The organism is Blastococcus sp. SYSU DS1024 (assembly GCF_054050795.1).
The window spans coordinates 111,899-130,564 of the sequence record NZ_JBJHAA010000001.1; the positions used below are offsets into that span (position 1 = coordinate 111,899).

At 75.0% G+C, this 18,666-nt stretch carries 21 protein-coding genes; 12 read left to right on the forward strand and 9 right to left on the reverse strand.

Annotation, left to right across the window (positions count from 1 at the left end):
- Positions 1 to 115 precede the first annotated feature (115 nt).
- The 4 genes from moaA (at position 116) to ACI79S_RS00605 (ending at position 2,527) form a co-directional block, all read left to right on the forward strand.
- Positions 116 to 1,171, forward strand: coding sequence for a GTP 3',8-cyclase MoaA (gene moaA, locus ACI79S_RS00590; protein WP_456591501.1), 1,056 nt, complete (start codon positions 116 to 118; stop codon positions 1,169 to 1,171).
- Positions 1,172 to 1,190: 19 nt separating this feature from the next.
- A complete protein-coding gene (locus tag ACI79S_RS00595) occupies positions 1,191 to 1,427 on the forward strand; it encodes a MoaD/ThiS family protein (protein ID WP_456591502.1) in 237 nt (78 codons plus the stop codon).
- A gap of 63 nt (positions 1,428 to 1,490) precedes the next feature.
- Complete coding sequence (locus tag ACI79S_RS00600; protein WP_456591503.1) at positions 1,491 to 1,685, forward strand: hypothetical protein; 195 nt, start codon at positions 1,491 to 1,493, stop codon at positions 1,683 to 1,685.
- A gap of 2 nt (positions 1,686 to 1,687) precedes the next feature.
- Positions 1,688 to 2,527, forward strand: a complete 840-nt coding sequence (locus tag ACI79S_RS00605) for an SMP-30/gluconolactonase/LRE family protein (protein ID WP_456591504.1) — start codon at positions 1,688 to 1,690, stop codon at positions 2,525 to 2,527.
- Positions 2,528 to 2,536: 9 nt separating this feature from the next.
- On the opposite strand, the gene ACI79S_RS00610 is transcribed toward ACI79S_RS00605, so the two are convergent.
- The 6 genes from ACI79S_RS00610 to ACI79S_RS00635 all read right to left on the reverse strand — a co-directional run bounded on the left by ACI79S_RS00610 (position 2,537) and on the right by ACI79S_RS00635 (position 6,645).
- Positions 2,537 to 2,947, reverse strand: a complete 411-nt coding sequence (locus tag ACI79S_RS00610) for a molybdenum cofactor biosynthesis protein MoaE (protein ID WP_456590201.1) — start codon at positions 2,945 to 2,947, stop codon at positions 2,537 to 2,539.
- Positions 2,944 to 3,522, reverse strand: coding sequence for a nucleotidyltransferase family protein (locus ACI79S_RS00615; RefSeq protein ID WP_456591505.1), 579 nt, complete (start codon positions 3,520 to 3,522; stop codon positions 2,944 to 2,946). Before ACI79S_RS00615 ends, ACI79S_RS00610 begins: the two co-directional genes overlap by 4 nt.
- Before the next feature lie 21 nt (positions 3,523 to 3,543).
- A complete protein-coding gene (locus tag ACI79S_RS00620; protein ID WP_456591506.1) occupies positions 3,544 to 4,590 on the reverse strand; it encodes a sulfate/molybdate ABC transporter ATP-binding protein in 1,047 nt (348 codons plus the stop codon).
- Entirely contained in the window at positions 4,587 to 5,384 is a 798-nt protein-coding gene (locus tag ACI79S_RS00625; RefSeq protein WP_456591507.1) for an ABC transporter permease, read from the reverse strand. The genes ACI79S_RS00620 and ACI79S_RS00625 overlap by 4 nt, the downstream gene beginning before the upstream one ends.
- Positions 5,381 to 6,139, reverse strand: a complete 759-nt coding sequence (gene modA / locus ACI79S_RS00630; RefSeq protein WP_456591508.1) for a molybdate ABC transporter substrate-binding protein — start codon at positions 6,137 to 6,139, stop codon at positions 5,381 to 5,383. The genes ACI79S_RS00625 and modA overlap by 4 nt, the downstream gene beginning before the upstream one ends.
- 113 nt (positions 6,140 to 6,252) lie before the next feature.
- The gene (locus ACI79S_RS00635; protein ID WP_456591509.1) at positions 6,253 to 6,645 is read right to left on the reverse strand and encodes a TOBE domain-containing protein; all 393 of its coding nucleotides are present in this window, start codon (positions 6,643 to 6,645) and stop codon (positions 6,253 to 6,255) included.
- A gap of 89 nt (positions 6,646 to 6,734) precedes the next feature.
- On the opposite strand from ACI79S_RS00635, the gene ACI79S_RS00640 reads away from it, so the two are divergent.
- The gene (locus tag ACI79S_RS00640) at positions 6,735 to 7,955 is read left to right on the forward strand and encodes a DUF2786 domain-containing protein (protein ID WP_456591510.1); all 1,221 of its coding nucleotides are present in this window, start codon (positions 6,735 to 6,737) and stop codon (positions 7,953 to 7,955) included.
- A 54-nt stretch (positions 7,956 to 8,009) separates the two neighbouring features.
- On the opposite strand, the gene ACI79S_RS00645 is transcribed toward ACI79S_RS00640, so the two are convergent.
- Positions 8,010 to 8,780 carry a polyprenol monophosphomannose synthase gene (locus tag ACI79S_RS00645; RefSeq protein WP_456591511.1) on the reverse strand — a complete coding sequence of 257 codons (771 nt, stop codon included), beginning with the start codon at positions 8,778 to 8,780 and terminating at the stop codon, positions 8,010 to 8,012.
- A 166-nt stretch (positions 8,781 to 8,946) separates the two neighbouring features.
- Here ACI79S_RS00645 and ACI79S_RS00650 point away from each other — a divergent pair, with 166 nt between their 5' ends.
- Both ACI79S_RS00650 and ACI79S_RS00655 read left to right on the forward strand, forming a co-directional pair.
- On the forward strand, positions 8,947 to 9,204 hold the full coding sequence (locus ACI79S_RS00650) for a hypothetical protein (RefSeq protein WP_456591512.1): 258 nt from the start codon (positions 8,947 to 8,949) through the stop codon (positions 9,202 to 9,204).
- A 4-nt stretch (positions 9,205 to 9,208) separates the two neighbouring features.
- Positions 9,209 to 10,630: a phospholipid carrier-dependent glycosyltransferase gene (locus ACI79S_RS00655; protein WP_456591513.1), complete on the forward strand. Its 1,422-nt coding sequence runs from the start codon at positions 9,209 to 9,211 to the stop codon at positions 10,628 to 10,630.
- Here ACI79S_RS00655 and ACI79S_RS00660 read toward each other — a convergent pair.
- Positions 10,568 to 11,812, reverse strand: a complete 1,245-nt coding sequence (locus tag ACI79S_RS00660) for a glycosyltransferase 87 family protein (RefSeq protein ID WP_456591514.1) — start codon at positions 11,810 to 11,812, stop codon at positions 10,568 to 10,570. The genes ACI79S_RS00655 and ACI79S_RS00660 overlap by 63 nt on opposite strands.
- 402 nt (positions 11,813 to 12,214) lie before the next feature.
- Here ACI79S_RS00660 and ACI79S_RS00665 point away from each other — a divergent pair, with 402 nt between their 5' ends.
- From ACI79S_RS00665 to ACI79S_RS00680, 4 genes are all read left to right on the forward strand, one after another.
- The gene (locus tag ACI79S_RS00665) at positions 12,215 to 13,927 is read left to right on the forward strand and encodes a RecQ family ATP-dependent DNA helicase (RefSeq protein WP_456591515.1); all 1,713 of its coding nucleotides are present in this window, start codon (positions 12,215 to 12,217) and stop codon (positions 13,925 to 13,927) included.
- Positions 13,928 to 14,034: 107 nt separating this feature from the next.
- A complete protein-coding gene (locus ACI79S_RS00670; RefSeq protein ID WP_456591516.1) occupies positions 14,035 to 15,690 on the forward strand; it encodes a carbamoyltransferase family protein in 1,656 nt (551 codons plus the stop codon).
- 204 nt (positions 15,691 to 15,894) lie between these two features.
- The gene (locus ACI79S_RS00675) at positions 15,895 to 16,341 is read left to right on the forward strand and encodes a DUF4383 domain-containing protein (protein ID WP_456591517.1); all 447 of its coding nucleotides are present in this window, start codon (positions 15,895 to 15,897) and stop codon (positions 16,339 to 16,341) included.
- 173 nt (positions 16,342 to 16,514) lie between these two features.
- A complete protein-coding gene (locus tag ACI79S_RS00680) occupies positions 16,515 to 17,726 on the forward strand; it encodes an acyl-CoA dehydrogenase family protein (RefSeq protein ID WP_456591518.1) in 1,212 nt (403 codons plus the stop codon).
- Positions 17,727 to 17,789: 63 nt separating this feature from the next.
- Here the strand turns inward: ACI79S_RS00680 and ACI79S_RS00685 are convergent, their stop codons facing one another.
- A complete protein-coding gene (locus tag ACI79S_RS00685) occupies positions 17,790 to 17,990 on the reverse strand; it encodes a hypothetical protein (RefSeq protein ID WP_456591519.1) in 201 nt (66 codons plus the stop codon).
- A gap of 165 nt (positions 17,991 to 18,155) precedes the next feature.
- Between ACI79S_RS00685 and ACI79S_RS00690 the strand changes: the two genes are divergently transcribed.
- The gene (locus ACI79S_RS00690) at positions 18,156 to 18,665 is read left to right on the forward strand and encodes a SigE family RNA polymerase sigma factor (protein WP_456591520.1); all 510 of its coding nucleotides are present in this window, start codon (positions 18,156 to 18,158) and stop codon (positions 18,663 to 18,665) included.
- Position 18,666 lies beyond the last annotated feature (1 nt).

Here is an 18,666-nt window from a genome sequence, read left to right on the forward strand (position 1 = left end):
GGGACGTCCTCCGCCGGTCTCTCGGGTGGCGAGGCGCACGGTAGCAACACGGCCCAGCCGCCCGCCGCGCATTTCCTGCTCCGCACGTGTCACCGGTCGCGGCTACATTCGGGCCATGACCAGCGCCCCGCTCCCCGACCCCGCGGTGCGTCCCGCCGTGGGCGCGGTGCCCGCAGGCTCCGGCGGCCTGGTCGACCGGTACGGGCGCACCGCCACCGACCTGCGGGTCTCGCTCACCGACCGGTGCAACCTGCGCTGCACGTACTGCATGCCGCCCGAGGGGCTGCAGTGGCTGCCCAAGGTGGAGGTGCTCACCGACGAGGAGGTCACCCGGCTGGTGCGCGTCGGGGTGGAGCAGCTGGGCATCCGCGAGGTGCGCTTCACCGGCGGCGAGCCGCTGCTGCGCCCGGGCCTGCCCGGCATCGTCGCCGCCGCCACCGCGCTGGCCCCGCGGCCGGAGGTCAGCCTCACCACCAACGCGATCGGGCTGTCCCGGATGGCGCCCGCGCTGGCCGCGGCGGGCCTGGACCGGATCAACGTCAGCCTCGACACCCTCGACCGCGAGCGGTTCAAGCAGCTGACCCACCGCGACCGGCTGGACGACGTGCTCGCCGGGCTGGCCGCCGCGCGGGACGCCGGGCTCACGCCGGTCAAGGTCAACGCCGTCCTGCTGCACGGGATCAACGACGTCGACGCCGTGCCGCTGCTGGACTACTGCCTGGAGCAGAACTACCAGCTGCGGTTCATCGAGCAGATGCCGCTGGACGCCCACCACGCCTGGACGCGCGGGCGGATGGTCACCGCCGAGGACATCCTGGAGCGGCTGTCGGCGGCGCACACGCTCACGCCGGACAGCGAGGAGCGCGGCTCCGCACCGGCCGAGCGGTGGCTGGTCGACGGCGGCCCGGCCACCGTCGGGGTGATCGCCTCGGTGACCCGCTCGTTCTGCGGCGCCTGCGACCGCACCCGGCTCACCGCCGACGGGCAGGTCCGGAACTGCCTGTTCGCCCGCGAGGAGTCCGACCTGCGGACGGCGATGCGGGAGGGCGCCACCGACGCCGAGCTCGCGGACCGGTGGCGGATCGCCACCCTGGGCAAGCTGCCCGGCCACGGCATCGACGACCCCAGCTTCCTGCAGCCCGCCCGCCCCATGTCGGCGATCGGCGGCTGACGTGGGCGACCAGGCGAGCGTGACCGTGCGCTACTTCGCCGGGGCCCGCGCGGCCGCCGGCGTCGAGAGCGAGGCCCGGGAGGCCGGCAGCCTCGACGAGCTGGTCGGGCAGATCGTCGCCGACCACGGCGAGCGGCTGGAACGCGTGCTCACCGCCTGCTCGTTCCTCGTCGACGGCGCCCAGCCCCGCGACCGGGTGGCTCCGCTGCCCGCCGGTGCGGTGGTCGACGTGCTCCCGCCCTTCGCCGGAGGCTGACCGGCCCGGCCGCGGGAGCCGGCCGGGGTGGCCTGAGGGTGAGCAGCGCGCCAGGATGGGCGCATGAGCATCTTCGACAAGGCCAAGGCGAAGGCCGAGGAACTGTACGGCCGGGCCGAAGAGCTGTACGGCGAGTCGCACGGCGACCCGGCCGCCAAGATCGACGGCGAGGCGCACCGGCTGGAGGCCGAGGCCGAGGTGGCCGAGCTGGAAGGCGACGAGCCGCCCGCCGAGGACGGGCCCGCGGGCACGCGCTGACCGTGCGCGCCGAGCAGATCACCGGGCCGGTCGCCCACCACGCGGAGGGGCCGGTCTGGTCAGCGGCGTGGGGTGGGCTGCGCTGGGTGGACATGCAGGCCGGCGACGTCCTCTCGCTGGCGGCGGACGGAACGGTCCGCCGCGAGCACGTGGGGGAGGTGGCGGCGGCGCTGCGGCCGCGCCGGGGCGGCGGCGCGGTGATCGGCGTCGAGCGCGGCTTCACCCTGCAGGACGCCGACGGCACGCTCACCCCCCTCGGCGCCGTGTGGGACGACCCGTCGGTGCGCATGAACGACGGCGGCTGCGACCCCGACGGCCGGTTCTGGTGCGGGTCGATGGCCTACGACCAGCGGCCGGGCGCCGCCGCGCTCTACCGGCTCGACCCCGACGGCGCCGTCCACCGGGTGCTGACCGGCGTCACCGTCTCCAACGGGCTGGACTGGAGCCCCGACGGGTCGCGGGCGTTCTACAACGACACGGCCACCCACCGCATCGACGTCTTCGACTACGACCCGGACACGGGCCTGACCGGGCGCCGTCCGTTCGTGACGTTCCCGGACGACGGCAACCCCGACGGCCTGACCGTCGACAGCACCGGCGGGGTCTGGGTCGCGCTGTACGGCAGCGGGACGGTGCACCGGTACTCCCCGGACGGGCGGCGCGACGCGGTGGTCGAGCTCCCGACGCCCCAGGTGACCGCCTGCACGCTCGGCGGCCCGGGGCTGGACCAGCTCTTCATCACCACGTCCGCCGAGGGCGGGCTCGACGACGGCGTGGCCGGGTCGCTGTTCCAGCTGGACGTGGGGGTCAGCGGGCAGCCGGCGCGCGTGTTCGCGGGCTGATCCCGGGCCTCACGGGCAGGCGACCCACTCCTCCTCGCCGTCGGTGAAGACCTGCCGCTTCCAGATCGGCAGCCGCTTCTTCACCTCGTCGACGAGCTCGGCGCAGGCGGCGAACGCCTGGCCGCGGTGGGATGCGCTCACCGCGCAGGCCAGGGCGACGTCGCCGATGCCGAGCAGGCCGATGCGGTGGCTCACCGCGACGGCGTGCACCTCCGGGCGCGCCGCGAACTCCTCGGCCAGCTCGGTGATGACCTCGGCCGCGCTCGGGTGCCCGACGTACTCCAGCTCCGTCACCGACCGGCCGCCGTCGTGGTCACGCACGACCCCGGCGAAGGAGACCACCGCGCCGGCCGCCTTGTCGGCGACGGCGTCCTCGTGCTCGGGAACGGACAGCGGCGCATCGACGACCCGGGCGATCACGGGGCCGAAGGTACCCCCGGCGGGGGCACGTCGAGGTCGACCGGATCGGCCAGCCCGGTGCAGTCGACCTCGACGGCGTCGTGCGCGGCCAGGTAGCGGCGGGCGCCCTCGTCCCCGGTCGCCGTCTCCACGACCCCGGCCCAGTGGTCCCGGCCGATCAGCACCGGGTGGGCGCGGACGCCGTCGTAGGTGGCGACGGCCAGCGCCCCCGGCGCCGCGTGGGCGGCCACGGCGGCGAGCGCCTCGGCGGTCATGCCGGGCATGTCGACCAGGGTGACCAGCGCGGCGTCCACCGTTCCCGGGAAGCCACGCAGGCCGTCCAGGCCGGTGCGCAGCGAGGACGCCATGCCCGACTCCCAGTCCCGGTTCGCCAGCACCGTCGCCCCCGTGAGGTCCGCGGTCCGCCAGACGTCGACCGCTCGGGCGCCCAGCACGACGAGGACGACGTCGCAGGCCGCCCGCGCCGTCCGCACCGCCCGCTCGACCAGCAGGCTGCCCTCGTACTCGACCAGCGCCTTGGGCATCCCGTAGCGGCGGCCGCCCCCGGCGGCCAGGACGACGGCGGCGGTGCTCATGCCCCCAGCCTCCCAGCGCGCTCAACGGGCGTAGACGGCGACCTCGGACGCCTTCACCCCCGCCCACACCTCGACGCCGGGGGCGAGCCCCATCTCGGCGAACGAGGTGGCGGTGACGTCGGCGACCAGCGGCACCTCGCCGGCGAGCTCGCAGCGCACCGTGGCGCCGTGCGGCGTCGCCCCCACCACCCGCTCCCGCCACAGGTTGCGGGTGCTGCCGTCGGGCCGGGACGCGTACAGGGCCACCGATTCGGGGCGCACTGCCGCGAACACCGGGCCGCGCGCCTCCTCGGCCACCGCCACCGCCGCCCCGCCGTCGAGGCGGACCAGCCGGCCCGCACCGGTGCCGGGCAGCAGCGACAGCCCGACCAACCGGGCCACGTAGTCGGTGCGGGGCCGGCGGGCCACCTCCGCCGGGGTGCCGGCCTGCACGACGCGCCCCTCCTCGAGGACGACGACGCGATCGGCCAGCGCCATCGCGTCCACCGGGTCGTGCGTGACCAGCACCGTGCCGCCGCGGAAGCCGGCCAGGTGGCGGCGCAGCTCGGCCCGCACCGCCAGCCGGGTGCGTGCGTCCAGCGCCGACAGCGGCTCGTCGAGCAGCAGCAGGGCCGGGTCCCCGACCAGGGCGCGGGCCAGCGCCGCCCGCTGCGCCTGGCCACCGGAGAGCTCCGCCGGCCGCCGCGGTCCCAGCCCGTCGAGCCCGACGCGGGTCAGCCACTCCGCCGCGGCCGCCCGGGCCTCCGCCCGGCCGGCCCCGCGCGTCCGCAGGCCGAAGGCGACGTTGTCGGCCACGCTCAGGTGCGGGAAGAGCAGGGCGTCCTGGAACACCACGCCCAGGGCCCGCCGGTGCGCCGGGCGGGACGTGCCCGCGTCGTCCCAGACCTCGCCGTCGACGACGACCCGGCCCGCATCGGGCCGCAGCAGCCCGGCCAGGACGCGCACGAGGGTGCTCTTCCCGGCCCCGTTCGGGCCCAGCACCGCCAGCACCTCGCCGTCGGCGACCTCCACGTCCACCCGCAGGTCGAGGGCCCCCCGGCGGGTGGCGACCGTCGCGACCAGGCTCATACCGCCCCCCGGCCGAGCCAGCGGTCCCGGAGCAGCAGGAGCGTGGCCAGCGAGACGGCCAGCAGCACCACCGAGAGCACGATCGCCGCGTCCGGGTCGCGCTGAAGCGCCAGGTACACGGCCAGCGGCATCGTCTGCGTGGTGCCGGGGAAGTTGCCGGCGAAGGTGATGGTGGCGCCGAACTCGCCCAGCGCCCGGGCCCAGCAGAGCACCGCGCCCGCCGCGACCCCGGGGGCGACCAGCGGGAGGGTGACCCGGCGGAACGTCGTCCAGCGGCCGGCGCCCAGCGTGGCGGCGACGTCCTCGAACCGGGCGTCGGCCGCGCGCAGGGCCCCCTCCACGCTGATCACGAGGAACGGCATCGCGACGAACGTCTGGGAGATGACGACGGCCGTCGTCGTGAACGGGATGGTGATGCCGAAGGCGTCGTGCAGCCAGGAGCCGACGATCCCCTGCCGGCCCAGCACCAGGAACAGCGCGACGCCCCCGACCACCGGCGGCAGCACCAGCGGCACGGTGACCAGCGCGCGCAGCACCGAGCGGCCGCGCGCCCGGGAGCGGGCCAGCACCCAGGCCAGGGGGACGCCGAGCAGCAGCGACAGCGCCGTGGCGAGCGTCGCCGACACCAGGGACAGCCGCAGCGCCTCGCCCACCCCCGGGGCGGCGAGCTGGGCACCGAGCTGGGACCACGGCGTCCGGACCACCAGGCCCACCATCGGCAGCACCAGGAAGGCGACGCCGAGCGCTGCGGGCAGCAGCAGCGGCGCCGGGACGCGGGCGGTCTCGCGCGTCACGGCGTCCGGAAGCCCGCGTCCCGCAGCACCTCGCGGCCCTCGGCGGACAGCACCAGGTCGACGAAGTCGCGCGCCGCGGCGGGGTTCCGGGCATCCGCCAGCACGCTGACCGGGTACCGGTTGACCGCCGCGCCCGCCTCCGGCACCTCGATCGCGTCGACAGCGTGGTGCCGAGCGGCCGCGTCGGTGACGTAGACCAGCGCCGCGTCGACCTCTCCGAGCTCGACCTTCTGCAGGGTGGCGCGGGCGTCCTCCTCGTAGGTGTCCGGTCGGGGGGTCACGCCGACGGCGGCGAGCAGCCGTTCCGCCGCCGCGCCGCAGGGCACCTCCGGCGCGCAGAGGGCGACGGCCAGGTCCTCCCGGGCCAGGTCGGCCGATCCGGTGACGCCGGCCGGGTTCCCCTCGGGCACGGCGAGGGTCAGCACGTTCGCGGCGAAGACCTGCGGCTCCTCGGCCAGGCCCGCGTCGACGACCACCTGCATCTGCCGCTCGTCGGCGGAGGCGAAGACGTCGATCGGCGCGCCCTGCCTGATCGCCGCCGCCGCACCCGCGCTGCTGAGGTAGCCGATGTCCACCTCGACGCCGGGGTGGCGCTCGCGGTACTCGGCCTCCAGCCGGTCGAAGACGTCCACCAGCGACGCGGCGGCGTACACGGTGAGCGTGCCGCCGGGCCGGTCGCCGTCCGGGCCCGCCGCGCCGCAGCCGGCGAGGAGCGTGGCCCCGGCGAGGAGCGCGAGCAGCGGACGCGAACGCATGGGCGACCCTCCCTCCGGAAGCGGTGGCCCCGACGGCCGCGCCTGCGGCACATCAGAGCAGCAGCCTCCGCAGATACGCAAGGTGATGCGCGGGGAGCGTCCGCGGATGCGGACTACGGGACGTCGACGCTGACCTGGGTGGCCTTCACCGTGGCGACCGCCCGGACGCCGACCACGAGCCCCAGTTCGTCGGCCGCCTCGCGGGACATGAGGGACACGATGCGGAAGGGGCCGGCCTGGATCTCCACCTGGGCCATGACGCCGTCGCGGACGACGTTGGTGACGATGCCGGCGAGCCGGTTGCGGGCCGACGACGGCGTGGTCCCGGGCTCGGGCGCCTCGCGCAGCTGCGCGGCCAGCCGGGCCAGGTCGGCGCCGTCGACCACGGCCGGCCCCGCGCCCTCCCGGCGCGCCGGGAGGCGACCGCTGTCGACCCAGCGCCGCACCGTGTCGTCGCTGACGCCGAGCAGCGTCGCCGCCTCGGCGATGCGGTAGGTGGCGGCCACGGCCAGACCCTAGCCGCGCCTGTGGACGGCGGGCGTCGTCCACAGGCCGGTCCGGGCGAGCGTCGCCAGGGGCGGGCAGCATACCGGTCGTGATCGACGACGCCTGGCTCGCGGACCTGCTCCAGCACCGGGCCGCGGTGCTCACCGACGCCGGGGTCGCCGCGGAGGTGGCGACCACGCTCAGCACGCGCGGGTTCGCGCTCGACGACGACGGCCTGGTCACGCGGACCCTGCTCGGCGCGCTGGACCAGACCTGGGAGCGCGGCTGGCAGCCGGCCGACGTCGCCCACGCCGCCCGGCGGCAGGTGGGTGCGGCGTCGGTGCCGCTGCTCGTCGCGCTGGTCGCCGAGCACGCGCGCCGCACCGATGCGGTGTCCCGGGCCCCGGAGACCTGGGTCGAGCAGCTGCGCGAGCTGGGGGCGCTGGACGCCGGGGGCGCCACGGGGGTCGCCACGGTCACCGCCTGGCACCGGTCCGAGCGGCGGGCGCCGGCCGAGGCGTGGCGCATCGCGTTGCAGCTGACCGGGATGCTGCGCACCACCGCGCGGATCGAGCTCCTCGTGCCACCGCCGTCGCGGTGGGGCGCCGCCCGGCCACGCGCCGAGCGGCCGGTCGCAGGCGACGACGACCGGGCGTTGCGGCGCATCCGCGCGCTGCTGGCCAAGGCGGAGTCGACCGGGTTCCCCGACGAGGCCGAGGCGCTGACGGCCAAGGCGCAGGAGCTCATGACCCGGCACGCGGTGGATGCGGCCCTGCTCGACGGCGGCCCACCGTCCGGCGCCGACGTCGACACCCGCCGGGTGCACCTCGCCGACCCGTACGCGCGGGCCAAGACGCAGCTGCTGGGCGCCGTCGCGGAGGCCAACGACGTGCGGCTGGTCTGGTACCAGGGCCTGGGCATCGCCACCCTGGTCGGCATCCGGGCCGATCTCGACGCGGTGGAGCTGCTGTTCACCTCGCTGCTGCTCCAGGTCGCCCAGGCGCTGGCCTCCGCCGAGGGGCAGGAGAACCGCCGCCCGGCCTCGCGGGCGTTCCGCCGCGCGTTCCTGCTGGGCTACGCCGCCCGCATCGGGGAGCGGCTCGCCGCGGCGCGCCGGCGGGCGACCGCCGAGGCGGCTGCGGAGCGGGGCGCGGACCTGCTCCCGGTGCTGCGTTCGCGGCAGGAAGCCGTGGCGGCCCGCACGGCCGAGCTGTTCCCGCGGGTCCGGGCCGGCCGCGGCCGGTCCTCGGTGGACGCGGGCGGCTGGTACGCCGGCCGGGCCGCCGCCGAGCGCGCCGACGTCGCGCCCCGGCGCTCGTCCCTGCGCTGACGCCCCAGCTCCCGGTACCGGTGCCTCGGGGGCGTGGTCACCTCGTCGGTGCGGTCACCGCTGGGCGGGCACCGCGCCGGCGCCGTTCCCGGCCGCCGTGGCGCCTCCCCGCGCGAACGCGGGCTCCAGCGACCATGCCGTCACCCGCAGGAGCGCCTCTCGAACGATGCTCCCGCTCATCTTGCTCGCGCCCAGCTCACGGTCGAGGAAGACGATCGGCACCTCCGTCACGCGCAGCCCCGCGGCGACGAGGTGCCGGGCGACGTCGACCTGGAAGCAGTACCCCTGGCACTGCAAGGAGCCCAGGTCGATCCGCTCGAGGGCATGGCGGCGGAAGACCCGGAAGCCGCCGGTCGCGTCGCGCAGGGGGAGCCGCAGGGCGGAGCGCACGTACCGGTTGGCGGTGCGACTCAGCAGCTCCCGGCTGCGCGGCCAGTTCCGGACGGCGCCGCCCGGAACCCACCGGGACCCGAGGACGGCGTCGGCGCCGGAGAGCGCCGTCAGCAGCCGCGGCAGGTCCTCGGGTCGGTGCGAACCGTCGGCATCCATCTGGGCGACGACGTCGAACCCCTGGGCCAGGGCCCAGCGGAAACCGGCCACGTAGGCCGGGCCGAGACCCGCCTTCCCCGGCCGGTGCAGGACCCGCACCTGCGGGTCGCGGGCGGCGATCTCCTCGGCCACCGCCCCGGTGCCGTCGGGGCTGTTGTCGTCGATGACCAGGACGTGCGCCTCGGGCACCGCACGCCGGACGGCCGCCAGCGTGCGCGGCAGGCTCTCCCGCTCGTCGTAGGTGGGAATGCAGACGCACACGCTCGGGACGGCCATCCCGCGCCATTTCCCCGTTCGCGCCGAGCTGACACCACCGCCTGCGTCATCGCGCCAGAACGCCCACCGTGATGCATTCGTGATCGGGGGAGTGCGTGTATCAGGGGCGCCAGCGGACATGGAAGCAGTTCATCCGTACGCCGAACACACGTGACAGGAGAGCGACATGAACCGACTCACCCGAGGCGTCGCCGCCGCCTCGTTCTCCGGCTTCCTGGCGCTGGGCCTCGCGGCCTGCGGGGAGGACGAGCCCGGAACGGTCACCGAGACCGAGACCGAGCAGGTCACCGAGACCGAGGAGGAGCAGACCGAGGTCACCGAGACCCTCGAGCCGACCGAGACCGAGACCGAGACCGAGACCGAGACCGTCGAGACCGAGACCGAGGTCGACACCGAGACCGAGACCGAGTTCGGCACCGAGTGACCGGGTGAGCACCGCCACGTCGGCGGAACACCAACCAGCGGGCGGCGCCTCCGGGCGCCGCCCGCTGGCGGCGTGGTGGGTGCCGCTGGCCCTGCTCCTCCTGGCGGCCGCCGTCCGGCTGTGGGATCTCGGCGACCCCGACCGGCTGTTCTTCGACGAGAAGTACTACGCCCAGGACGCCCTCGACTACGTGACCCGGGGGGTGGAGGAGGAGCGCCCGGCGCATCCACCGCTGGGCAAGTGGGTCATCGCCCTGGGCCTCGAGCTCTTCGGCTTCACGCCCTTCGGCTGGCGGATCGGCGTGGCCGTCGCCGGGACCGCCTCGGTGCTGCTGGTCTACCTCAGCGGGTTGCGCCTCTTCCGGCGGGTGGCACCGGCGGCCCTCGCCGCCGCGCTCGTCGCGCTCGACGGGCTGGCGGTGACGACCAGCCGCATGGCGATGCTCGACGCGACGCTCGCGCTGTTCGTCATCGCGGCGTTCTGGCTCCTCCTGGTCGACCGGGACGCCCGCCGCTCCGCACGGGGAGCCGGCGAACCGTTCCACCGGTCCGCGCTCGGTTCCCGCTACCGCTGGCTGGCCGGCGTGGCGCTGGGCCTGGCGGTGGCCACCAAGTGGTCCGGCCTGCTGGCCGTCGGCGCGGCCGGGCTGCTCGTCCTGGGGACGGAACTGGCCGGGCGCGGAGAAGGCGTGCGCCGCGCGGCGCGGCGAGCGGTCGCCGTCACCGCTGGAGCCGTGCTCAGCCTGCTGGTCGTCCCCGCGACCGTCTACGTCGCGAGCTTCGCGGGCTGGTTCGCCAACTACGAGGACAGCTACGCCGGCTCGCGCGCCTGCGGCCCCGGCGCCTGCTCCGCCGACGCCGGGGAGCGGCTGTCGACGTGGTGGGACACGCAGGTCGATCTCGTCAGCTACCACCGGAACCTGGAGGCGACCCACCCGTACCGCTCGGACCCGCTGGGCTGGGCCTGGCTGGAACGGCCGGTGCTCGTCTACGCCGAGAGCTGCACGACGCGGCAGCAGGAGGCGGGCGAGTGCGAGGTCCCGCCCCAGACGGTCGCCCGCATCACCATGGTCGGCAGTCCCGCGCTGTGGTGGCCGGCCCTGCTCGCCTACCCGGTGCTGCTCTGGCGGGCCGTGGTGCGCCGGGACGGTGTCGCGGCCACGATCCTCGCCCCCCTCGCCCTGCTCTGGCTCCCGTGGCTGGCCGCGGGCAAGCCGGGCTACTTCTTCTACCTGGTCCCGGCGGTGCCCTTCATCGCCCTCGGCCTGGTCCGGGCCGTCCAGGTCGGCCCCAGGCCCCGCCTCGTCGGGAGCGCGCTGCTCGTCCTGGCGGTGGCCTGCTTCGTCTTCTTCGCCCCCATCTGGCTAGGCATCCCGCTGGATCGGGACGCCCTCGACCTCCGGTACTGGCTGCCGTCCTGGCGGTGACCCCGCCGGTCGGCGCACCGCCTCGACGAGCACCCACACCAGGGCGGCGGCCCGCAGGGCGACGGCCACACCCATCACCGGATAGGGGAGCCCGTCCCCGTAGCCCGCGCGGCCGGCGAGGAACGGGAATTCGACCGCGTGCACCAGGACGTCGCTGGCCACCACGGCGAGGAACGGGGCCGCGCGGGGGAGGACGAGAGCCATCAGCGGCACCAGCCACAGGGTGTACTGCGGGGAGTAGACCTTGTTGGCGAGGATGAAGCAGATGAGCACCGGCAGCAGCAGCTGCCACCACTCCTCGGGCGGACGCCGCCGGGTCCCGAGGACGACGACCACGACCGCGCCTGCCGCGAACACCACCAGGCTGACGACGCCGAGCGCCTCCGGCCCGGGCTGCGGGCCACCCAGCTGCGCGAGCAGGTACCAGAGGCTGTCGACGTGCATGGCACGTCGGCGGCTCAACTCGTAGAAGCGATCCCAGGCGTCGGGGGCCAGCAGGTAGCCGGGCACGTGCACCGCGGCGAACACCACCGCCGCGGCACCGCCGTGCAGCAGGGCGGCACGCGGTCGGCGACGGGCCAGGAGCGCCAGGACGACCAGCGGGACCAGGAACCCGGGGAACACCTTCGCGGCCGCGCCGAGGCCGGCGACGACCCCCGAGGCGGTGTGCCGGCCGCGCTGGTGCAGCAGGACCGCCCCCAGCAGCAGGGCCACCGGCAGGGTGTCCCAGTTGTAGAAGGCGTACAGGAACAGCGCGGGGGCTGCGGCCCACCACAGCAACCTGCGCGGCGACAGGCCCAGCCGCCGCAGCAGCACCAGGGAGACCAGCACCTCGACCACCACGAACAGGCCGTTGGTGGCGAAGAAGGTGCTGACCGTGGCCTCACCCGGGAGTGCGTGGGCGAGGACGGCGGCGAGCCAGATGCGCACGGCGAGCACCGGGGGGTACTCCAGGGGCTCGGCCCCGTAGGGGCCTGCCCCGTCGGCCAGCCCCCGCCTGAACCACAGCGGAGCGACGTCGGAGTAGCAGTAGCCGTAGTACTGCTCGCCGTCGGCCCAGCCACCGCTCAGGCACCGCGCCCTCGCCCACCAGCCACCGGCGAGCACGAGCAACGCGACGGCGGTCACCACCACCCGGCCGGCCCGCCGGTCACGGACGTCCAGCCACCCGTTGCCCGTCATCGGACCGCCCCCCGGGCTGCGGGTCCCCGCGGCCCCGGACCCCCACCGGTCCGACCAGAGCTGCGTGGGCGGAGGGAGGCAGCCGGCCCGGCGGAGCAGCGGTGCGACGACGCGCTCCCCCTCGCTCGGCTGACGATCGACCGCGATGTCACACCGCTCGTGCCCCTCTCCGTCGACGCCGCGCGGCCTCCGGCGCCGGAGCGGGTCGCGCCCATTGTGGGCCGCAGGCTCCGCCGCGCGCCCGTCGCGGATGCCCGCGGTCGACGCGGGAAGGCCCGACAGGGCGGACGCCAGCCCTGCCGGCGCCCGGAGACGGCCGGACGCCCGAGGGATGTTCCCGCGGGAACGCGGGGTGGGCCAGCGCACCGTTTGCCGCGCACCGGCAGCGGGGAGAGGCAGCCGGTGCCTCCCACCCCCGAGCGGGACAACCCCGCCGGCGCCAGCGCCTCCGTCCGCACTCGCCGCATCCGCGAGTTCGCCCGCGAGGTGCTCGGGTACGACGATTTCCGCCCGGGGCAGGAGGCGGCGATGCAGGCCGTCGTCGGCGGCCGGGACACCCTCGCCGTGCTGCCGTCGGGCGCCGGCAAGACCGCGATCTACCAGGTCGCCGGCCAGCTGCTCGACGGCCCGGTGCTCGTCGTCTCACCGCTCATCGCCCTCCAGCGCGACCAGGTCGACCGGCTGACCGAGCTGGCGGACCGCGCCGGGCGGGCCGCGCAGCTGAACTCCACCCTGTCGGCCGGCGACCAGCAGGAGGCGCTCGACGGGCTGGCGGACGGAACGGTCCGCTTCCTCTTCCTCGCCCCCGAGCAGCTGACCAAGCCCGAGGTCGTCGACGTGATCGCGAAGGCTCGGCCGGCGCTGTTCGTCGTCGACGAGGCGCACTGCGTCTCCGCCTGGGGCCACGACTTCCGCCCCGACTACCTGCGGCTGGGCGGGGTCATCGAGCAGCTGGACCACCCGACGGTGCTGGCGCTCACCGCCACCGCCGCCCCTCCGGTGCGCGCGGAGATCGTCGAGCAGCTCGGCATGCGCGAGCCCGAGGTCGTCGTCGCCGGCTTCGACCGCCCGGAGATCCGGCTGGAGGTCGACCAGCACGCCGACGCGCGGGGCAAGCAGGACGCCGTCCTCGACCGGGTGGTCGCCGAGGTCGGCGAGGGGCGCGGCCCGGGCATCGTCTACAGCGCCACCCGCAAGGGCACCCAGGAGATCGCCGCCGAGCTGGCCGGACGCGGCCTGCGCACGCTGGCCTACCACGCCGGGATGAAGAAGTCCGAGCGCGAGGAGGCGCAGCGGGCCTGGATGGACGACGAGCTGGACGTCGTCGTCGCCACCACCGCGTTCGGCATGGGCATCGACAAGCCCGGCACCCGCTTCGTGGTGCACGCCGAGCCCGCCGACTCCATCGACAGCTACTACCAGGAGATCGGCCGGGCGGGCCGCGACGGCGACGCGGCGCTCGCCGTCCTGGTCTACCGGCAGGAGGACCTCGGGCTGCGCCGGTTCTTCGCCGCCGGCGCGCCGGCCGAGGAGGAGCTGCAGCAGGTCGCCGGGCTCGTCCAGGCCGCCGCCGCGGCGGGTATCGACGACGGCGTCGACGTCAAGGCCCTCCGGGAGGAGACCGGCCGGGCCGCCACCCCCCTGGTGCGCGACCTCAACCTGCTGGAGCAGGTGTCGGCCGTCGTCCTGGACGAGGACGGCGCCGCCCACCCCGCCGACGGCGCCCCGCCGCCCGGCGAGGCGGCCGAGCAGGCGCGGGAGCTCGCCGAGCACCACGAGAAGGTCGACCAGTCGCGTGTGGAGATGATGCGCGGCTACGCGGAGACCACCGAGTGCCGCCGCCAGTTCCTGCTCGGCTACTTCGGCGAGCAGCTCGACGAGCCGTGCGGCAACTGCGACAACTGCTCGGCCGGCACCGCGCACGAGCACGTCGCCACCGAGCCCGAGGACACGCCCTTCCCGGTGGAGACGCCGGTCGAGCACAGCGAGTGGGGGAACGGCGTCGTGATGCGGGTCGAGGACGACCGGCTCACCGTGCTGTTCGACGAGGTGGGCTACAAGACCCTCGGGCTGGCCGCCGTCCTCGAACACGACCTGCTCCGCCCCCGCGGCTGAGGGCGGAGCAGCCGGCTCGACCTGCGGGACCGGTCGGCCGGGCTCATGATCAACACACACTCCGGGCGCCACCCCGATCCCTCGCGCCCGGTCGGGAGGAGCACAGCGTGAAGGTCCTCGGCATCAACGCGATCTACCACGACCCCGCCGCGGCGCTGGTCGTCGACGGCCGGATCGTGGCCGCCGCGGAGGAGGAGCGGTTCAGCCGGCGCAAGCACGGCAAGCGCCCCCTGCCGTGGAGCGCGTGGGAGCTGCCGGAGCTCTCGGCGGCCTGGTGCCTGCAGGAGGCCGGCATCCGGCCCGAGGAGCTCGACGCCGTCGCCTACTCCTTCGACCCGGCCCTCATGGGCACGCCCGAGGACTCCGGGCTCTTCGACGACGGCGACACCATGCGCAAGAAGTACGCCGAGATGGCGCCGGACTTCCTCGCCCACGCCCTGCCCGGCCTCGACCCGGCGAAGGTCCGGTTCGTGAAGCACCACGTCGCGCACGCCGCCTCGGCGGGCAAGGCCGCCCCGCAGCGCGACAACGCGGTGCTCGTCCTCGACGGCCGCGGCGAGGCGCACAGCCACCTGGCCGGCCGCTACGTCGACGGGCAGCTGGAGGTGCTCGCCGGGCAGGCGCTCCCCCACTCGCTCGGCCTGATGTACGAGGAGCTCACCGACCACCTGGGCTTCCTGCGCAGCTCCGACGAGTTCAAGGTCATGGCGATGGCGTCCTACGGCAAGCCGCGCTTCCTGGGCGAGCTGTCCGAGCTCATCCGCGCCACCGATGACGGCGGCTTCCGCACCGAGCGGATCGACTTCGCCGAGTTCGCGCCCCGCCTGCGCAAGGGCGAGGACTGGACCGAGGCGCACGCCGACCTGGCCGCCAGCGTCCAGACCCGCCTGGAGGAGGTGCTGGTCGACCTCGCCCGCTGGGTGCACGAGCAGACCGGCGAGAAGACCCTCACCATGGCCGGCGGCACCGCGCTCAACTGCGTGGCCAACACCCGCATCCTCGCCGAGAGCCCGTTCGAGCAGGTCTGGGTGCAGCCGGCCGCCGGTGACGCCGGCACCGCGCTGGGTGCGGCGCTGCACGTCGCCGCGGAACTGGGCGAGCGCACCGAGCCGATGGCCGGGGCCGACCTGGGACGCGGCTGGAGCGACGACGAGATCGAGAAGGTGCTGCAGACGGCCGCGATCGACTACGAGCGGCCCGACGACGTCGCCGAGGCGGTGGCCGAGGTGCTCGCCGACAACGGGATCGTCGCCTGGTTCCAGGGCCGCAGCGAGTACGGCCCGCGCGCGCTGGGGCACCGCTCGCTGCTCGCCCACCCGGGCTTCGAGGCCAACCTCGAGCGGATGAACGACGTCAAGGGCCGGGAGCAGTTCCGCCCGGTGGCGCCGATGGTCCTGCTGGATCGGGCGCCGGAGATCTTCAGCCGTGGCCCGATCCCCTCGCCGTACATGCTCTTCGTGCACGACGTCGCCGCGGAGTGGCGGGACCGCATCCCCACGGTCACCCACGTGGACGGGACGGCCCGGATCCAGACGATCGACCCGGAGACCGAGCCGCTGGTGCACCGCATGATCTCGGCCTTCGAGCGGCGCACCGGCCTGCCCGTGGTCGTGAACACCAGCCTGAACACCGCCGGGCGCCCGATGGTCGACGACCCCCGGGACGCACTGGAGTGCTTCGGCTCGGCACCGGTCGACCTGCTGGCCATCGGCCCGTTCGTCGTCCGCCGCCCGAAGGCCACGCCGCGCCCCGGGCGCGGCTGAGCGCGACACCGCCGGCGACGCGGCCCGCCCTCGTGACCGGCACGGGTCACGCGCCCCACGGGCGGGCCGCCGCCAGGTGACGATCCGGCAACGGCCGTCCCCCGGACCGGTGGTGCTCGTTAATCGAGCCCAGCCCCGGGTATCCGCCTGCTGGCAGCCACCTGTCAACAACCTGGCAGGTCTCACGACCCATGGGAGGACACGATGTCTGCAACATCCGGCAACACCGGCGCGGACCGAGGCATGACCTGGCCGCAGATGCTGGCCCTGGCCATCGGGGCCATCTACACGCTGATCGGCGTCATCGGGTTCTTCATCACCGGATTCGACGACTTCGCGGCGCACACCGACGAGACCCTGCTCGGGTTCTCCATCAACCCGTTGCACAACATCGTGCACATCGTCGTCGGGGTGGCGGGCCTGGCCCTGTTCCGGACCCTGAGCGGAGCCCGCACGTACGGCTGGCTGCTCGCCATCGGCTACGGCGCCGCGTTCATCTACGGCCTGTTCGCCGCCGGCGAGGAGGAGCCGCTGAACTTCCTCAGCATCAACTGGGCGGACAACTGGCTGCACCTGGTCAGCGCCCTGGCCGGTCTCGCGATCGCGCTGGGCCCGGTGCGCGACGCCGTCGAGGGGCGTACGCGCGCCTGAGAAAGGACCCCGTCCTCCTCGCCCCTCGCACGCTCGGGGCGAGCCTCCGGACGGGGCCTGCCCGGCAGAGCCGGGCCTGCCGCCCGCCGGGCGGTGGGCCCGGCTCTGCCGCGTTCCGGGGCGGGGGCACCCCCGATGCGACGGCGATCACGTCCGGCGCTACGTTGCCGGGCATGGACTTCGCTCTCTCGCCCAAGGCCGAGGACGTCTGCGCACGCGCGTGGGACTTCATGCGGGAGCACGTGTTCCCTGCCGAGCCGGTGTACGACGCCTGGCGCGCCGAGCGCGGCCACGACGACCACGAGCACCCGCCCGTGCTGGAGGAGCTCAAGGCCGAGGCGCGCAAGCGCGGCCTGTGGAATCTCTTCCACCACGAGGTCGGCGGGCTCTCCAACCTCGAGTACGCCTCGGTCGCCGAGATCACCGGCTGGTCGCCGGTCATCGCGCCGGAGTCGATGAACGTCGGCGCCCCGGACACCGGCAACATGGAGACGCTGATGCTCTTCGGGACGCCGGAGCACAAGGAGCGCTGGCTCAACCCGCTCCTCGAGGGCGAGATCCGCTCGGGCTTCGCCATGACCGAGCCCGACGTCGCCAGCTCCGACGCCCGCAACATCCAGACCTCGATCGTGCGCGACGGCGACGAGTACGTGATCAACGGCCGCAAGTGGTGGACCTCCGGGGCCGCCGACCCGCGCTGCCAGATCTTCATCGTGATGGGCAAGACCGACCCCGACGGCCCGCCGCACCGCCAGCAGTCGATGGTCCTCGTCCCCCGCGACACCCCGGGGCTGGAGATCATCCGGCACCTGCCCGTGTTCGGGTACCAGGACCAGCACGGCCACTCCGAGCTGCGATTCACCGACGTCCGCGTGCCGGTCAGCAACATCCTGTCCGGCGAGGGCGACGGCTTCATGATCGCCCAGGCCCGGCTCGGCCCCGGCCGCATCCACCACTGCATGCGCGCCATCGGCATGGCCGAGCGCGCGCTCGCGCTGATGGTCGAGCGCAGCAAGAACCGCGTCGCCTTCGGCCGCCCGCTCGCCGAACAGGGCACCGTGCGGGAGGCCATCGCCCTCTCGCGGATCGAGATCGACCAGGCCCGCCTCTACGTGCTGAAGACCGCCGACCTGATCGACAAGTACGGGGCCAAGGGCGCCCGCACCGAGATCTCGGCGATCAAGGTCGCCGCCCCCAAGGTCGCGCTCGACGTCATCGACCGCGCGATCCAGGTCCACGGTGGCGCCGGCGTCAGCAACGACACGGTGCTCGCCCGGTTCTACGCCAGCGCCCGCACGCTGCGGATCGTCGACGGCCCGGACGCGGTGCACATCCGCGGCGTGGCCAAGGAGGAGCTGGCCCGGGAACGCCCCTTCTCCGGCTGATCGAGGCCCGCACGACCGGTGGCCCGGAACCGCTCGCGGTTCCGGGCCACCGCCGTCTCCGGCTCAGGGGCTCAGCGTCGTCCCGAACCCGCCGCCGGCCAGCTTGGCCATGAGCTGCGTCCGGTCCAGGCCCACCGCGGACAGCGCGTCGCCGTCCCGGTCGGTGTCGATCTCACCGGGGAGATCCCGCTCGACCTTGTCCGCGGTGTCGTTGTCGCCCTCGGTGCGCAGCATCCGCACCAGTTCGTCCTTGTCCAGCTTCACCGGTCCTCCGTCCGCCGCCCGTCGGGCGTCGTCGTGAGTGTGGTGCGGGTCACCACAGGCCGCAACGGCGCCCGAACGGAACCGCTCAGGTCACGATCCGGTCACGGCGGCGTTCATCCGCCCACCCCTCGGCCGTCCTAGACAGTGACGACGGGGGGAGGCCCGGTGGGACGAACGGACGACGACGCCTTCGAGACGTTCGTCGCGGCACGGTCGGGTGAGCTGCTGCGCACCGCCGTGCTGCTGACGAGGGACCGCGGCCACGCGGAGGACCTGCTCCAGACCGCACTGGTCAAGGCCTACCGCCGCTGGGGCCGGATCTCCGGTGACCCCTTCCCGTACGTCCGCCGCGTGCTCGTCACCAGCGCCGCGAGCTGGTGGCGGCTCCGCAGCACCCAGGAGATTGTGTCGCTGCCGGCCCACGACCCGGCCACCCCCGACGGGGCCGAAGCCTTCGCCGAACGCGAGCAGCTGGCCGAGGCGCTCGCCACCCTTCCGCCGCGCATGCGGGCGGTGCTCGTCCTCCGCTACACCGAGGACCTCAGCGAGGCGGCCACCGCCGAACTGCTCCGGTGCTCGGTCCACACGGTGCGGAGCCAGACCGTCCGGGGCCTCGCCCGGCTCCGCACCGCCCTCGCCGCCACCGTCCCCGCCACCGCCTTCGAGGAGTGCTGAC

Bases quoted from the DNA above. Each gene is read 5' to 3' on its own strand.
- moaA (WP_456591501.1), top strand. From the start codon at position 116: ATGACCAGCGCCCCGCTCCCCGACCCCGCGGTGCGTCCCGCCGTGGGC.
- ACI79S_RS00600 (WP_456591503.1), top strand. From the start codon at position 1,491: ATGAGCATCTTCGACAAGGCCAAGGCGAAGGCCGAGGAACTGTACGGC.
- ACI79S_RS00615 (WP_456591505.1), bottom strand. From the start codon at position 3,522: ATGAGCACCGCCGCCGTCGTCCTGGCCGCCGGGGGCGGCCGCCGCTAC.
- ACI79S_RS00620 (WP_456591506.1), bottom strand. From the start codon at position 4,590: ATGAGCCTGGTCGCGACGGTCGCCACCCGCCGGGGGGCCCTCGACCTG.
- modA (WP_456591508.1), bottom strand. From the start codon at position 6,139: ATGCGTTCGCGTCCGCTGCTCGCGCTCCTCGCCGGGGCCACGCTCCTC.
- ACI79S_RS00645 (WP_456591511.1), bottom strand. From the start codon at position 8,780: ATGGCCGTCCCGAGCGTGTGCGTCTGCATTCCCACCTACGACGAGCGG.
- ACI79S_RS00650 (WP_456591512.1), top strand. From the start codon at position 8,947: ATGAACCGACTCACCCGAGGCGTCGCCGCCGCCTCGTTCTCCGGCTTC.
- ACI79S_RS00660 (WP_456591514.1), bottom strand. From the start codon at position 11,812: ATGACGGGCAACGGGTGGCTGGACGTCCGTGACCGGCGGGCCGGCCGG.
- ACI79S_RS00675 (WP_456591517.1), top strand. From the start codon at position 15,895: ATGTCTGCAACATCCGGCAACACCGGCGCGGACCGAGGCATGACCTGG.
- ACI79S_RS00680 (WP_456591518.1), top strand. From the start codon at position 16,515: ATGGACTTCGCTCTCTCGCCCAAGGCCGAGGACGTCTGCGCACGCGCG.